Below are 15,268 nucleotides of genomic sequence, written 5' to 3'. Positions count from 1 at the left end.
GGCAGGTTTTGCAGGCGGCACCGCCGATGCTTTCACCCTATTCGAGCGTTTTGAAGCCAAACTCGAAATGCACCAAGGCCATTTATTGCGCTCGGCCGTTGAGCTCGCCAAAGATTGGCGTACCGACCGTATGCTGCGCAAACTCGAAGCCCTACTCGTCGTGGCCGATGCCGAAACCTCGCTGATCATCACAGGTAACGGTGATGTCGTTCAGCCAGAACACGACTTAGTCGCCATTGGTTCAGGCGGCAACTATGCCCAAGCAGCGGCCCTTGCGTTATTGCAAAATACTGAGCTGTCGGCCTTAGAAATCGCTGAAAAATCCCTGACCATTGCCGCGGATATCTGCGTATTCACCAATCAATTCAAAACGATTGAAGAACTCAATTACTAAACAGCCCGTGAGGAATATTATGTCTGAAATGACCCCCCGTGAGATTGTCCACGAGCTGGATGCACACATTATTGGCCAACAAAAGGCCAAACGTTCTGTTGCTGTCGCTCTACGTAATCGCTGGCGCCGGATGCAACTGGACGTGGATTTCCGTCAAGAAGTCACCCCAAAAAACATCCTGATGATTGGCCCAACTGGCGTAGGTAAAACTGAAATTGCTCGCCGTTTAGCTAAGCTAGCCAACGCGCCTTTTATCAAGGTCGAAGCGACTAAATACACAGAAGTCGGTTACGTCGGTAAAGAAGTTGAGCAAATCATTCGCGACTTGACCGATATCGCCATCAAGCTGACCCGTGAACAGCAAATGGGTAAGTGCCGCCAACGCGCCGAAGAAAATGCCGAAGAGCGCATTCTCGATGCGCTGTTGCCTAAGCCGAAAAATGACGGGGAAAGCACAGAAACCGATTCCAGCTCAAACACTCGCCAAGTGTTCCGCAAGAAGCTGCGCGAAGGCCAATTAGACGATAAAGAAATCGATATCGATGTGGCACAACCACAGGTCGGCGTCGAAATCATGTCGCCTCCTGGCATGGAAGAAATGACCAACCAGCTGCAAAGCCTGTTTAAAAACATGGGCCAAGCACCGGCAAAACGTCGCAAGATGAAGATCAAAGAAGCCTTTAAGCTATTGATCGAAGAAGAAGCGGCCAAACTGGTTAATCAAGAAGATTTAAAAGAGCAAGCCATTGAAATGGTTGAGCAACACGGCATAGTGTTCCTCGACGAAATCGACAAAATCTGTAAGCGTGGCGAAACCTCAGGCCCAGACGTTTCCCGTGAAGGCGTGCAACGTGACTTACTGCCGCTGATCGAAGGCTGCACTGTCACCACTAAACACGGCATGGTTAAAACCGACCACATTCTGTTTATCGCTTCGGGCGCATTCCAGATGTCGAAACCATCGGATTTAATTCCTGAGTTACAGGGTCGTTTGCCGATCCGTGTCGAGTTAGATGCGCTATCAGCCAATGATTTTAAACGTATTTTGACCGAGCCACACGCCTCGCTCACCGAGCAATATATCGCGCTGATGAACACAGAAGGCGTGAAAGTTGAATTCAGCGAATCGGGTATCGACAGCATTGCAAAAGCCGCATGGCAAGTGAACGAGCGCACCGAAAACATCGGCGCCCGTCGTTTACACACTGTGATGGAAAAGCTGATGGAAGACATCTCCTACGAGGCATCGGAAAAATCGGGCTCCGCCTTTGTTATCGACGCCGACTATGTCAGCGCCCACTTAGATAACTTAGTCCAAGACGAAGATCTCAGCCGCTTTATCCTCTAGTGCAAAACCCGCTCACCGCCAAGCCCAAACGACTTGGCGGTGAACGGCGACTCAAATACAAAAGTGTGACTCAACCGAAAAGTCGGCTCCAAACGCTAGGCGACCCTAGCTTACCCTTTGTATCCTTGGCCGCCAGCGGTTACATTAGTCAGGTGTTATTTTAATGAGTCGTTATCCTATCCTTAGCATTTTCTTGGTAGCCAACCTATGACCACAGCAACGCCCAATGTCACCGATATTAAACTGAAACGTAAATCACGCATTCTAGAAGTCAGTTTCGACAATGGTGAGCAATATCAACTCAGCTGCGAGATGCTCAGAGTCTACTCGCCCTCAGCCGAAGTGCATGGTCACGGCAACCCTAAGCTGGTCACCCACAAGAAAAACGTCAACATCAGTGCCATAGAACCCGTCGGTAACTATGCAGTAAAAATCGTCTTCGATGACGGCCACGACACAGGCCTATTCTCGTGGAAAGTACTCTACGATCTCGCCACCCACCAAGTGGATCTATGGGAAAAATACCTCGCCCGCCTACGCGCCGAAAAAGCCTCCCGCGAGCCACTGATTGCGATGAATATAAAGTACAACTAGCATGTTAGGTAGACGCCTAATTGTGTGATTTAAACAATTGGTGGCTAGCTAAATTAAGTAGCATTACAACAAACTGAAAATGTTTGAGAGTATTCTGTCATAGATTAAGCACTGTTATTCCAGTGACTCGCCGTTAATATATCCCTATAGGCTCGACGGCGGCATCCATGCCGCCAACGGTCACTTCCATACCAGCTCTTAATTCTGCTAATCTCTGCGTATCCATTAGATCTAAAGACAAAGAGTTTAACAATAACTGATTTATTCAATTCCATTCTTTAGATCAAAAATGCGGTCTATCCTCCACACCCTACCAAGGAGAATGGCTCATCCTATCCGACTTGAGATTAAGTTGGTAAGATATTGTTCATAAGGTAAATCACAACGTTGTTGTTTGTTGATGTCCATGATGATACTCCTAGATTTGCTACCGGAATATGGCTCTTCGAGTGAGGGGAAAATGGGGTTATCTTGTCCTGCAACATGGCTGCTTCGTTCAATAAGGCGTTTAAACGGAACTAAAACGGCTGGTAAGTTTCGCTTCGCTACATATTATAATCAACAATTTTAGTCTGCTTAACGCGGAGTTAGGCATTCCTTATTGTTCATAGATAGGAACTTCAAATGTTAAATGTATTGCTCGATACAAATATCCTTCATGAGGAGGGATTAAACTCAACTAGAATTCAGCGTGTTCAAAGGTTAATAAAAAGCAATGACTTGAAACTGATCGTTCCAGAAATAGTTATAAATGAATTTAAGAGTAAAATAGTCGAACAAGCGAATAGCGATTTAGAAAGAATACAATCTGGACTCGATAGTTTACAAAGGAAAAATATTTTACCAAAAGACTCATATCAGATTAGGGAATCAATAAAATTCATTTCGAATTTAATCAATTCAGCTAACGGTAAAGTGGATATATGGATGAAAGAAAACAATGTATCTGTATATAAAATATCGAATACATCTATTGACGAATTATTCGCTAGTTATTTTTCTGGAACTGGTGCTTTTAGAGGAAAGAAAAAGAGAGAAGATATACCCGATGCTGTTATATACGATGGAATAGTTAAGATATCAAAAGATACAAAGCTTATCGTGATAGTTAAGGACGGAGCTTTATTGAGTGCTATTTCTAAACTCATGAATGTAGAGACTTACTCTTCACTCAATGAACTATTAGAAACCCCCTTGCTAAAGGAAAGAACCGAGGAGCTAGATAAAGAAGAAAGCAAAGTTAAGTCTATTCTAGATGCACTTAATTCCTTTGATTACTGGTATAGCATATCGAAACACATAGAAGAAAATAAACTTATTGATATTAAAAGCCGCTATGAAAATGATTTCATTCGCTTGCCATATGAATTTGAAGACATTGAGATATCGAGTAAAGAACTAAACATTAAAAGTGTTGGAGATGTAACCTTATCTGCACCTAATTATTTAGGTAATAAGAGGTTTAGCTTAACGATGAATATTGAATCGAAAGCTGATTTTAGTTTTCATTGCGAAGATGAACATTATGAGTTATTACCTTACATTTATCGAAAAAGCTTAACTAAAGAACTATCTGAAAACAGCAGCAAAATTCATGCTTACGGAACTTTAGACGTAACTTTACAAGGTGTTGTAGTTATTGAAAACATTGATGAAAACATGGAAGTGAGTGAGCTAAAATTACATTTATCTTATCTTGGTGCTGACCGTTGTGAAATAGAGTGCAAGCCCGAAGTCGAATCTATAAGTGTGAACGACATTTATTAAAAATTCCATAAAAATAATTTAAGAGTTAAATGAAACTGGAACATCCATAACTATTTTCACTTTGAATGACTGACCAACAAAATCAAAAACTAAATGGATACACCATTCCCTGCGAAGTTGCTGAAAAGAAAAAAGATCGGACAGGCAGAACTCTTTTAAGATTAGAAACTAACACAGAAACTTCAGGAGTTCACCTTCCCCTGCGAAGTTGTCGAAATACGCAGATAAAAATGCCGTGGCGGCATCATGGATGATGGCGCAGGCTCGGGGGGACAGGGATGTCCCATCTGAGCCGTTAGGCAATTTTTATTGGAGTATGAGACCAGTAACCAATGCATGTAACTTCGCTAGGGGCGTCTTGGAGAATCCAAGGAGGATAGGACGAGCAGTCCTCCTTGGTCGGGTGTGGGGTGAAGCCCCACGACTTTGCTTGAAAATAATTTAACCTGATTAGGTATTCAAAGAAGTTAAGCAATCCCAAATCACAACTATAAAAACTTCTCCCTGTAGAGCTACCTTCAGATTGATCCCAATCCCCCATTTAACCGTAACCCTCAATTGAAAATTGTCATTCAACGAGTCCACTTAATGCAATTACAGCAATTCCATACAGTCAGGTTAATTTTAGGCGATCAACTCAATGCCCAGCATTCTTGGTTTAACCGGGTTGATGATCAAGTACTGTATGTGATCGCAGAACTGCACCAAGAAAACACTTATGTGACGCATCATGTGCAAAAGATATGTGCCTTCTTTGCGGCAATGGCGCAATTTGCCCAAGAGCTGCGGGCGCAAGGGCATCAAGTGCTCTATTTAACCCTTGATGACACCTTCAATAACACTCAGGGCTATAGCGATCTACTGGGGCTCATTCAACATCAAGTGACGCAGGTTGGCGCAATAAAGTTTGAATACCAAAGGCCAGATGAATACCGCCTACTTGAGCAATTGAGTCAGCTTAAGCTCAACACCGCCGTGGTGAACTGTGTCGATACAGAACACTTTATATTGCCGTTTGACGAAATCGATACGCAGTTCCCCGTCGGCAAACACATTATGATGGAGCACTTTTATCGCCGTATGCGTAAACGCTTCAACATCTTGATGCAAGACGGAAAGCCACTCGGTGGACAATGGAACTTTGATGCCAGCAACCGTCAGAAGCTTAAAACTCAGGATATAAAAGTCTTGCCTGAGCCATTAATGTTTAGCCTCGATGTAACTGAAATTCTCGCTAGGCTTGAGCGTCACCAAATCCCGACCATGGGTCGCATTGATGCGCCATTGCTGTGGCCGATAAACCGTGCGCAAAGCCTCGAATTATTAACGTATTTTTGTCAGGTTTGCTCGCCTTCCTTTGGCCGTTTTCAAGATGCCATGACAGCGCAACATCCCGCCAAGTGGAGCTTGTACCATAGTCGGCTATCATTCAGCCTTAACAGTAAATTAATCAGCCCGTTAGAAGTCATCAATGCGGCCATCGACAGTTATCAAACCAATGCTGACATTGATATCGCCCAAGTCGAAGGATTTGTACGGCAGATATTAGGTTGGCGAGAATACGTTCGCGGCATTTACTGGGCCAATATGCCGCAGTACGCCAGCACCAACGCGCTCGATGCCCATGGGACGCTGCCCGATTATTTTTGGCATGGCGACACTAAGATGAACTGCATGCGACAAGCGTTATCCCAATCATTAGATTTTGCCTACGCCCATCATATTCAGCGTTTAATGGTGATCGGCAATTTCTGTTTATTAACCGAAATCGAGCCAAATCAAGTCGATGAGTGGTATTTAGGCGTATATGTTGACGCCATCGAATGGGTTGAAATGCCCAACACTCGCGGCATGGCCTTGTTTGCCGACGGCGGTATTGTCGGTACAAAACCCTACGCAGCCAGCGGCTCTTACATCAATAAAATGAGTGATTACTGCAGCGGCTGTCATTACAAGATAAAAGAGCGTAGCGGCGCACTTGCCTGCCCATTCAATAGCTTTTATTGGCGCTTTATGGACAAACACCGCGCGCGATTGTCGCAGAACCCCAGGATCGGCATGCTATACCAAACTTGGGACAAAATGGACGAGTCCGTAAGGCACGCCATATTAGCCACGGCCGAACACAATCTTGTTCATCTAAACCGTTTATAGCTGAACCATTAGCACTGAGTGTTAGTGCTTAGCATTAGTGGGCCTAAGCGTGACTCTTGGATATAGAGAGTTTGATATGGAAAGTTTGATATAGAGATTTGGATAGGGAGAATTTGCCATGAAAGTACTTATCGTCGGTGGAAGTGGGGGTATTGGTCAAGCTATGGTTAAGCAAGTCCAAGAGGCATATCCCGACGCAACCGTGCACGCCACCTACAGGCATCATCTTCCACAAGACAGGCAGAATAATATCCAATGGCATGCGCTAGATGTGACCAATGAGGCCGAGATTAAACAGCTGAGTGAACAACTCACTGAATTAGATTGGCTGATTAACTGTGTCGGGATTTTGCACACCCAAGATAAAGGGCCAGAAAAAAGCCTACAGTCACTGGATATCGCCTTTTTCCAGCACAATTTAACGCTCAATACCCTGCCCAGCGTCATGCTGGCGAAGCACTTCTGCCATGCCTTAAAACAAAGTGACTCGGCAAGATTTGCCGTGATATCGGCAAAAGTCGGCAGCATTACCGATAACAGATTAGGTGGCTGGTACAGCTATCGCGCATCAAAAGCTGCGCTGAATATGTTTCTCAAAACACTGTCGATTGAGTGGCAGCGGAACATGAAACACTGCGTGGTGTTATCCCTGCATCCGGGCACCACAGATACGCCATTGTCTCAACCCTTTCAACAGAGTGTGCCTAAAGGCAAACTGTTTACACCTGAGTATGTCGCCAACTGCTTGCTGCCCATCATTGCCAATGCCACTCCGGCACAAACAGGGTGCTTTTTCGCCTACGATGGCACTGAGTTACCTTGGTGAAATAAGCTGAACAGTGAGCCAAGTCGCGCGACGCGTACGGGCTCTTGCAACATACATATTTCAAAGGGCATCTTTCAAATGGCTCTTGCAAAGTGCATTTTTCAAAATGAATCCGGCAAAGCGATGGATTTTTCCCCTTAAAAAAGGGTTATGCCCAAAAGCATCGCTAATCCTTAAAGCCACCCGCTCAAAAATCACCCGCCTAGAAACAACTCGCTTAACCTCGCCACCAGTTCCAACCTAACCCAATGAAAATTAATCAATAAAACACTTTTTACGACTTACAAAGCCCGCTATTTGACTCGGCTAAATCGCTATTACCCAAAAGTCCTAATTCAAATTTAAAAGCACCTAAATGAATGCTGAAGATAGTTCCTTTGTACGATTGTTAACACTTTTACATTTAAATAACATCTAAGGTCATGCGGTTATTCACGCTTTACACAGAATAAAAATCTGAGAATTTCCGCCTGAGCAACAGCTCATTCTATTCGGCCATGGCAGAGGGGATGCCGACGACCCTGTAGAAATTACAATAAAAAACGCTCGCCCGAGCCAGTTAAGCAGTATGGCATTCCAACGTTAATGACAAACGGAAAAAGGATTTTAAGCATGATGCTAAACAAAAAACTGTCGCTACTCTTCATTGCTGTGTCGGCCACGTTAGGCACATCAGCATTTGCTGCTGATGTTGTCGATGTCGGCACACTCAGAAGCGCGTCTTCAAGCAATAACTTAGTGTCTCAGTTCAACTTAGACGCAGGTAGCCAACTCAAAGTCGAGAAAAAACTCGACCTAGGTCAAGGCAAGCAGAAACAACGTTTACAACAATATTTCCATGACGTGCCTGTTTATGGTTTCTCTGTTGCAACGTCACAATCGAGCATGGGCTTCTACAGCGACATGTCTGGCCGCGTATTAAAAAATATTGAAAAGTCGGCTGATTTTGTCAAACCCACTTTAACGGCTAACAAAGCGTTAGACATTGCGATTCGTGGTAAGTCTGAGAAAGCTGTTGCAGGCCTAAAAGCTGAAAACAAACAAGCAAAATTATGGCTTTACCTTGATGATGCGGCTAAAACTCGCCTCGTTTATGTGACGTCTTTTGTGGTATATGGCGATGAGCCAAGCCGTCCGTTCACTATGATTGACGCACACTCAGGTGAAGTGCTCAAGCGTTGGGAAGGGATTAACCACGCCGCGAGCGGTACAGGTCCTGGCGGTAACATCAAGACTGGCCAATACGAATACGGTACGGATTTTTCTTACTTAGACGTTGAAGTGAGCGGTGACACGTGCACCATGAACTCACCTAACGTGAAAACCGTTAACTTAAACGGTGCCACATCAGGCGCAACAGCCTTCTCTTATACTTGCCCACGCAATACCGTTAAAGAGATCAACGGTGCTTACTCGCCATTAAACGATGCGCACTATTTTGGTAACGTGATCTACAACATGTATAGCGAGTGGTACAACACTGCGCCGTTAACTTTCCAGTTAACCATGCGGGTTCACTACAGCAGCAACTACGAAAACGCCTTCTGGGACGGCAGTGCTATGACCTTCGGTGATGGCGCAACGACCTTCTACCCATTAGTGAGCTTAGATGTCTCGGCACACGAAGTGAGCCATGGTTTCACTGAGCAAAACTCAGGCCTGATTTACGATGCTCAATCTGGTGGCATGAACGAAGCCTTCTCTGATATGGCGGGTGAAGCTGCTGAATTTTACATGCACGGCACGAACGACTGGTTAGTCGGCGCTGATATCTTTAAAGGCAATGGCGCACTGCGTTACATGGCAGATCCAACCTTAGACGGAATCTCAATCGGCCATATCGACGATTACTATGATGGCATCGACGTACACCACAGCTCAGGTGTCTTCAATAAAGCCTTCTACACACTCGCAAACTTACCGGGCTGGGATACACGCACTGCATTCCAAACATTTGTGGTCGCTAACCAATTATATTGGACAGCTGACAGCTTGTTCTGGCAAGGCGCTTGTGGCGTTAAATCTGCAGCGACTGACTTAGGCTTAAGTGCTGACGATGTGGTTACTGCGTTTGCCGCTGTGGGTATCACACCTTGTGAAACGCCACCACCACCGCCACCACCAGAAGCGACTGAACTCGCGAACGGTGTTGCTGTGACAGGTTTAGCGGGTGCATCAGGTAGCAAACAGTACTACAAACTCGACGTAGCGAGCGGTGCAACCAACCTGAGCTTTAATATGTCAGGCGGCACGGGTGATGCGGACATGTATGTTAAATTCGGCCAAGCTCCTACCTCTAGTAGCTATGATTGCCGTCCATACAAAGCCGGTAATGCCGAAAGCTGCCCTATCGATCCAGCCCAAACGGGGACTTATTGGGTCATGGTCAGTGGCTATAGCAGCTACACAGGTGTGAGCCTAGTGGGTGCTTATGACGGTGGCGATGAGATACCAAACCAAGATCCAACAGCGGGCTTTACGGCAAGCTTTGCCAACGGTAACGGTAGCTTCACTAGCACCAGTACTGACAGCGATGGTGATGTCGTGGCATGGAGCTGGAGCTTCGGTGATGGCACAACTGCTTCAGGCGCAAGTGTAAATCATCAGTATGCTCAGTCAGGCAACTACACAGTGACATTGACTGTGACTGACAACGATGGCGCAACAGCAAGCACTTCTGAAGAATTTGCAGTTGAAGTACCAGAAGTGGCGTTAGAAATGACAGTGAAAAACGCTAACAAATCTCGTCGCGGCAGCATTCGTGTTGCACTCGCATGGGAAGGTCATAACGCTGATGAGTACACTATCTTCCGTAACGGCGTTGCGGTAGGTACTTCAAGCAATTCATCGTTTATTGACCGTTTCACCGACCTAGCTGGCACTAGCTTCAGCTATAAAGTGTGTGAAACTAACGGCCCTTGCTCAAACGAAGAAACCGTTAACTTTTAATCGCATAAGATAATCGTATCGTGGCGCTAGCGTAAAATCCTAGCGCCGACTCATCGATAAACTTCTCGTTTCTTGTTAATGCCACTCAGCCTTTTTTGAGTGGCATTTTTTATGCGTAAATGCGGCGCACTATGCCAGCCTCAATCCCGTCAGCATCCTTATGTCATGTGCTTGAGTCAGCGTCACTGGCCAGCATGCGAGAATAAAGCGTTAATTCAAATGGCCACTTTCACCCACAGGTTTTTTGAGTAACTTACGTTGTAAGGTACAGCGATGCATCCCCAATTGTCGGGCGGTAGCGGACACATTGCCTTGGTTACTTCAAATGGCCACTTTCACCCACCGGTTTTTTGAGTAACTTACGTTGTAAGGTGCGACGATGCATCCCCAATTGTCGGGCGGTAGCGGACACATTGCCTTGGTTACTTCAAATGTCCACTTTCACCCACAGGTTTTTTGAGTAACTTACGTTGTAAGGTACGGCGATGCATCCCGAGTTGGCGGGCGGTGGCGGACACATTGCCTTGGTTAGCATTGAGTACTTGCTGAATATGTTCCCACTCCAAACGCTTAGGATTGAGGGGCGAGTCATCGATTTCATCCTCTTGAAGGGTATGGGAATGCCCTGCCATTTCCAGCGCGGCGAGTAAGGTTTGAGTATCGACAGGTTTAGCTAAATAATTATCGGCGCCGAGGCGAATCGCTTCCACCGCAGTGGCGATACTGGCATAACCGGTGAGCAACACCATGGTCACCTTAGGCAGCAGGTTACGCAGTGGCACAATTAACCCTAGGCCATTAGCTTCGGCCAGCTTCATGTCTAACAGGATGTGGCTAGGGCGAAACTCCCGCGCCACCAGCAGAGCATCGCTGGCATTATGGGTTAAGCGGCACTCAAAGCCGTGGCGCGTGAGACGTCGGCCTAAAATACTCGCCAGAGAAAGGTCATCCTCGACGATTAACAAACGTTTCATGATCTGACTCCGCCAGCAGCCTGAGTGTTGGGCGATAACGATGCCGCTTTGTCCTTTAGAATCGTAAAGCGAATTTGTGCCACAGTTCCGCCTTGGGGATGATTGGCCAGAATCAATTCTGCGCCCAAACGCTCTAGGCTCGCGTGACTGAGTAGCAGCGCAACACCTAAGCCCTTGGGACTCTCAATTAATAAGGTGCCCAATTGCGGCAATAAAGAGGGCGCTATGCCTGCGCCATAATCACGGATCTGCAAATAGATCTGATCTTCACTTGGCACGATATCTAAGCTGATATCCACCTGCGGCGCACCTAGGGTTTCGACACTGGCGCGGGCAGCATTTTCAATCAAAGCCATGATGGCAGGTGTTAGACTCATATCAGTCAGAATGCTTTGCTCTGCCAGTTGCTCAGGCGCACAGGTAAACAGCCAGTTCAGTTCGGTCTGCGGCATGAGCAGTAAAGTTTTTTGCTTTAAACCGTCCACCAGCTCAGCGATCTTTTGTGGCCGCTGGCGGCGATCGCGGATCGACTCTGTCGCTAATCGCAGCTCGGCGAGCGTATGTTCACAGCGGCCTAACGCAGTCTCCATCTCCACAACCGTTATCGAAGTGCCGCCCATATCTTCTTTGACTTCATCGAGTAACAACCTCAGGCTTGAGAGCGGTGTGGCCAATTGATGCGCCATCTGCGCCGATGCCGTGCCTAGGGCCAAGAGTTGCTCCTGACGCAATTGCCCTTCACGCATATAAGCTAACTGCGCATCTTGGCGGCGCATACGTTTAGTAATCAGCGCCACGCTGGTTGTCATCACCAAAGCTGAAATCACAAAGTTAAACCACATGCCTAAATAGTGGGAGCTCATGTCCATACCGTGGTGCTGCATGGGAGATTCGGGCACAGTAAAAATCATCAAGCTATAAGCAAGAGTTGAAATAGCCGTCAGCGCCCAAGGCGCCCAGATTGGCAAAGTCACAGCCGCAAGTGCAATCGGCAACAGTAATAACGAGATAAACGCATTAGTCGCGCCGCCGGAAAAGTGCAGCCAAGAGATCCAAAATAGTGTGTCTAAGCTAAGCGCGATAAAGAGACCACGCTCCTTGGCAAACAAAGGCTTACGCAGTGCCAATGTGAGTGACAGGTATAACACCTCCAGCACTAACACATGCACTAACGGCTCCATTTGCAGGCTAAGACCAAAGGTATCGGCGGCAAACATGGTTAAGCCAATTTGCAGCAGCAATCCTAAGGTTCGCAGTAATGCGACTTGGTCGGCGGCCTGTAGACTGGTCCCTAAGATCTTAGCCATAGCCATTCCTACAGTGTGAGTCCGAGTGCGGCCAGTGCACCACTCGATTGCGTTAATGCTTGGCGAGCGCCAGTGGCGAAATCAATGTCAGTGCGAATACCGAGCGCAGCTAAACGCGCACAACTCAAGCTACAGTCCCTTGGCCGTTTGGCATTATCCGTCGGTGTCGACTCAGGCGTTAAGTGCGCCGTACTGAGTTGGAGAATATCCCCAAGGGTCAGCAGCATCTGATACTTAGTCATGGTCTCTGCGGCGCTAAAGTGATAAATCCCCTGCACGATAGGTGCTTCAATATGCTGTGCGATCATCTTGTCTATGGCTTTGGCAATATCGGCGGTCGAAGTTGGACTGCGGACAGCCCAATGATCGACACCCTGAGCCCGACTTTCAATCAATTGGTTAACCAGCACTAACACAGCAGATTCACTCAGCTTCTCGACTTGGCCGTAAAGGATTGGCAAGCGTAGCACGGCAAAATCAGCACTCGTGTTAAGCACGATTTCTTCACCCTTTAGCTTAGATTCACCATAAAAATTAACCGGATGAGTGGCGGCATCTTCGGCGTACTTAGGCTGAGTGCCATCGAACACATAGTCGGTGGAGATATAGATAAGCCAAGCGTTATTGGCCTTGGCTGCCATAGCGAGGGCTTGGCTGGCGGTTAAGTTAAGTGCCAATGCAGCCAGCGGATTTTGCTCCGACACATCGGGGCGACGCTCGGCGGCGCAGTGCACTATGACTTGCGGTTGTTCGCGGGCGATAAATGCCTCGACAGCCAAAGGGGCAGTCAGATCGAGTTTATGCACTCGCTCACTTGCGCGGCTAAAACCTGTGGCCACAACCTCATGCCCCGTTAATTCAAGCTGTTTTACAACAGCTCGGCCGAGTAGCCCAGTCGCGCCTGTTACCATGATCTTAGCCATATTGCCCCATTCAGTTTCAACTCATGTGTATGGCTGACAATTCTAAAAGCTTTTCATATTCAACGCACTTGTTTACTCTTTTAAACCAAACTTACTTAGGGTTAACTCACTTGAGATTAACCTGAGCACCAATAGGCTGAATTTGAGTCCGACACTTCCTCTGATATTGGCAGGCCCTATGCTGCGCCACTGCGATGCCACACACTTTACCTTGTGGTTTGTGAGTCGTGAGCCATTAACTGAGCTTACGTTGCGCTTAGGGGAACATGAGTTTCCGTTGCAGGATGCCGATGTGCACTATGTGCCACTCGGGCAGCACGCCCATCAATATCTGATCATGCTGTCGCGACCAGAGTTACTCACGCCGAATCGAGTCATGAGCTACCAAGTATCCACCGCCCAACATGGGGATATTTTTGCTAGCATCAGTCAGCTGAACTATGGCGATGCCTCATCGCCAAGCGTGCGTTTTACTCCAGAATTAACCCAAGTATTTCATGGTTCTTGCCGCAATCCGCATCACCACAGTGACGATGCGCTCGTTGCCGCCGATACCCATTTAGCCAAGATGATAGACACGGGTGTAGCGGACGATCGCCCCGCACTTATCGTGATGAGTGGCGATCAAGTGTATATCGATGATGTGGCAGGCCCCATGTTAAACGCCATAGGACAAGTCATTGATTTGCTTGGCCTTCAGCATGAGCAATTTGAAGGGGCGAACATAGCCAGTAGTGAAGCGCTGCATTATCAGCCCGCCGATTTATATCAGCGCCATAAAAATCTGCTGCCGCACACTCAATATCCAGCAAAAACCGCGCTATGGCGTTGGTATCGCAATCACCCGATTTTCACTTCCTCCATCGCCGAGAATCATCTCGTCAGTCTGAATGAAATCATCGCCTTGTATTTACTCACTTGGTCGCCCGAACTGTGGGAATTAGTCAATATACCCAAGGATGTCGATGGCTTAGCACCCGCCAATAGCGCCCGCTGGCAAAATGAGTGGCAACACTTGCTCGGCTTTAAAGCTGGGCTAACGCAGGTGAGGCGCTTTATGGCGCACATTCCCGTTTACATGATGTTTGATGATCACGACGTTACCGACGACTGGAACCTGACCGCTAAATGGGAACTCGCAGCCTACGAGCATGCATTTTCGAAACGCATTATTGGTAATGCACTGATTGGCTATACCTTGTTCCAAGGACTTGGCAATGCGCCCGATAAATTTACCGATGAGATCCGCCCGCTGCTCGATGCCTTTTTTGCACAGCCACAGAGTGAAAGCCAGGATCTGCTCATCGACGAATTACTCAAATTTGAGCAATGGCATTACACCTTAGCGACATCACCCAAACTTGTGGTGCTCGATACCCGCACTCGCCGCTGGCGCAGTGAATCCAATCTCGCAAAACCATCCGGCTTGATGGATTGGGAGGCGTTAATGGATTTGCAGCAAGAGTTGCTCGGCCAGTCGAAGGTCATTATCGTCTCGCCTGCGCCTATGTTTGGGGTCAAACTGATTGAGGCTGTGCAGCGTACAGCCACGCTGATGGGTGCTTCTTTGTTGGTGGACGCCGAAAACTGGATGGCCCACCCCGGCGCCGCCAATGCGCTACTGAGTATTTTTATGCACCGTAAAACCCCAGAGGAATTTGTGATCCTCTCCGGCGATGTGCATTACTCCTTTAGTTACGACATCAGTATTCGCTTTAGGCGCAGCAGCCCTAACATCTACCAGATCACCTGCAGCGGCATTAAAAATCACTTCCCCGAGAAGCTGTTACCGATTTTCGATAAACTCAATGGCTGGCTTTACGGCCACTTTTCACCGCTTAACTTACTGACAAAACGAAAACGCATGTCGCTGCGCGGCAGAAGACCGAATGGTGCACCGAGCAAACGTTTAGTGAATAAAAGCGGTATTGGGATTTTGGAACTTGCGGATGATGGTGCGCCGACAAAAATTGCGGTTTTACATGGTGATATGAGCGAAACCTTGTTCGAACCACCCAAACAGGAATAACGA

Annotated in this window: 11 protein-coding genes and 2 pseudogenes; 8 read left to right on the top strand and 5 right to left on the bottom strand. The window is 47.2% G+C overall.

From position 1 onward, the window contains the following. The 7 genes from hslV to BM607_RS07985 form a co-directional block, all read left to right on the top strand. The coding region (gene hslV / locus BM607_RS08015) for an ATP-dependent protease subunit HslV (RefSeq protein WP_249269572.1) at positions 1-394 on the top strand (394 nt) is incomplete at its 5' end. 19 nt (positions 395-413) lie between these two features. Beyond that, on the top strand, positions 414-1,742 hold the full coding sequence (gene hslU, locus BM607_RS08010) for an ATP-dependent protease ATPase subunit HslU (protein ID WP_071938737.1): 1,329 nt from the start codon (positions 414-416) through the stop codon (positions 1,740-1,742). Positions 1,743-1,949: 207 nt separating this feature from the next. Further along, positions 1,950-2,336 carry a DUF971 domain-containing protein gene (locus BM607_RS08005; protein ID WP_071938738.1) on the top strand — a complete coding sequence of 129 codons (387 nt, stop codon included), beginning with the start codon at positions 1,950-1,952 and terminating at the stop codon, positions 2,334-2,336. 624 nt (positions 2,337-2,960) lie between these two features. Next, positions 2,961-4,103, top strand: a complete 1,143-nt coding sequence (locus BM607_RS08000; protein ID WP_071938739.1) for a PIN domain-containing protein — start codon at positions 2,961-2,963, stop codon at positions 4,101-4,103. 588 nt (positions 4,104-4,691) lie between these two features. Beyond that, positions 4,692-6,257, top strand: coding sequence for a cryptochrome/photolyase family protein (locus BM607_RS07995; RefSeq protein ID WP_071938740.1), 1,566 nt, complete (start codon positions 4,692-4,694; stop codon positions 6,255-6,257). Between the two features lie 118 nt (positions 6,258-6,375). After that, complete coding sequence (locus BM607_RS07990; RefSeq protein ID WP_071938741.1) at positions 6,376-7,083, top strand: SDR family oxidoreductase; 708 nt, start codon at positions 6,376-6,378, stop codon at positions 7,081-7,083. Positions 7,084-7,695: 612 nt separating this feature from the next. Then, a complete protein-coding gene (locus tag BM607_RS07985) occupies positions 7,696-10,032 on the top strand; it encodes a M4 family metallopeptidase (RefSeq protein ID WP_063883303.1) in 2,337 nt (778 codons plus the stop codon). A 210-nt stretch (positions 10,033-10,242) separates the two neighbouring features. Here BM607_RS07985 and BM607_RS07980 read toward each other — a convergent pair. From BM607_RS07980 to BM607_RS07960, 5 genes and pseudogenes are all read right to left on the bottom strand, one after another. After that, a pseudogene (locus BM607_RS07980) lies at positions 10,243-10,371 on the bottom strand (helix-turn-helix domain-containing protein); the annotation flags it as partial. A 20-nt stretch (positions 10,372-10,391) separates the two neighbouring features. Next, positions 10,392-10,445, bottom strand: a pseudogene (locus BM607_RS22255) (helix-turn-helix domain-containing protein); the annotation flags it as partial. Positions 10,446-10,454: 9 nt separating this feature from the next. Beyond that, positions 10,455-11,006, bottom strand: a complete 552-nt coding sequence (locus BM607_RS07970) for a response regulator (RefSeq protein WP_071938742.1) — start codon at positions 11,004-11,006, stop codon at positions 10,455-10,457. Beyond that, positions 11,003-12,313, bottom strand: coding sequence for an ATP-binding protein (locus BM607_RS07965; RefSeq protein ID WP_071938743.1), 1,311 nt, complete (start codon positions 12,311-12,313; stop codon positions 11,003-11,005). The genes BM607_RS07970 and BM607_RS07965 overlap by 4 nt, the downstream gene beginning before the upstream one ends. A gap of 8 nt (positions 12,314-12,321) precedes the next feature. After that, positions 12,322-13,236 carry an SDR family oxidoreductase gene (locus BM607_RS07960; protein WP_071938744.1) on the bottom strand — a complete coding sequence of 305 codons (915 nt, stop codon included), beginning with the start codon at positions 13,234-13,236 and terminating at the stop codon, positions 12,322-12,324. 178 nt (positions 13,237-13,414) lie between these two features. On the opposite strand from BM607_RS07960, the gene BM607_RS07955 reads away from it, so the two are divergent. Then, on the top strand, positions 13,415-15,265 hold the full coding sequence (locus BM607_RS07955) for an alkaline phosphatase D family protein (RefSeq protein WP_071938745.1): 1,851 nt from the start codon (positions 13,415-13,417) through the stop codon (positions 15,263-15,265). The last annotated feature ends 3 nt before the right edge of the window (positions 15,266-15,268 follow it).

The organism is Shewanella sp. SACH, assembly GCF_001887095.2.
In the GTDB taxonomy this organism is placed as follows: domain Bacteria; phylum Pseudomonadota; class Gammaproteobacteria; order Enterobacterales; family Shewanellaceae; genus Shewanella; species Shewanella baltica.
Note: the sequence above shows the minus strand (reverse complement) of the source record. Positions and strands in the feature narration are given on the sequence as shown.